Below are 1138 nucleotides of genomic sequence, written 5' to 3' on the forward strand. Positions count from 1 at the left end.
AGAAACCGGATGCGGTATTCGGGTTCAATCAGCAGGATCAGTTGTATATCGGCTATCAGGTCGCGGCGAAGATGAATGCGCGGTATGCCGATACGGCCATGGCGTGCAGGGGAAACACCGCGGCCTATAACTGCAACGGAATAATTATTCGAATCGCAAAAGCATCCACTGAATACCATGCGTGGAATCCCAGCCCCAACTCGGAAGAACGTAATGGTGTTTCATTCTCCTACCTGCGAGCTGACGTTCCCATTGTGCGCCTAGCCTGGTATGGCAACTTCGGATTTACCGTCAAGGAACTTGCGGCACCCGCAACATACCCACTGACCTTTAGATGTTCCTATCCTTACGACGCATCCACGACATGGCGCACAGACAGTTGCAATCTTCACTCACACTCCCCTGCCCAGAGTGCTCCATGCATTGAGCAAGGTATAACGACGGTTGGCGCCTGGCTGAATTACTTCGAATCGCTACCTAATAAAAGTTACGGATGCAGTTTTGGTTCGACGCCGGATCAATTTCAAATGAGCCTGCAGGCACGTGCACAGATGAATCCAGAGTACTTGTCCAAACATAATGAGGTAATTATTTCTGCCTGGCCGCAAAACATTCCCGAACAAATCCCCCTTGAGTCCTTGTTTTTTATTAAAGACAGTGAAGGATTAAACGGAGCCCGGTTCATTCAACAGGATTACTTCCTGCAAACTGCGCGTTATCTACCGATAGTGCGCCTGGATCTTACGGCAACCGATGGCCTTCCATTCTCATTTGATGCGTTGGACCAGTCAGTAGAGAAAGCTCCCCCACCCATACACCAAAGCTCGCTTATCAAACCTTCTCGCGACACACGTGCGTTACAGACTGAGTAACCATCATGAATAGAGCCTACTCGGCGAATATTCCTCTGCTCCTGTTTCTTTGGATCATTGAAAGTTGCCAGGCCGCCACCGGTCCAGAAACCGCGCAGCTACTCAATCAGCGGTATCACAACACCGCCCCTCAATGCCCGGGCGCCAATCCAGCATATTTTTGCAGCGGCGTGCTGCTGCGCGGCAGTGAGGGCACGCAAGTATTCTGGAAACACTCGGCAAACGCCGTACAACTGGGCGCCGAGGGTTTCAATTACCTGCGCGCA

2 pseudogenes are annotated in these 1138 nt (G+C 51.4%); both read left to right on the forward strand.

From position 1 onward, the window contains the following. Nucleotides 1-872: pseudogene (locus tag ACK6BI_RS27975) on the forward strand (hypothetical protein); the annotation flags it as partial. Between the two features lie 5 nt (nucleotides 873-877). Then, nucleotides 878-1138, forward strand: a pseudogene (locus ACK6BI_RS27980) (hypothetical protein); the annotation flags it as partial.

Source organism: Pseudomonas sp. KCJK9016 (assembly GCF_046231795.1).
Lineage (GTDB): Bacteria > Pseudomonadota > Gammaproteobacteria > Pseudomonadales > Pseudomonadaceae > Aquipseudomonas > Aquipseudomonas bananamidigenes.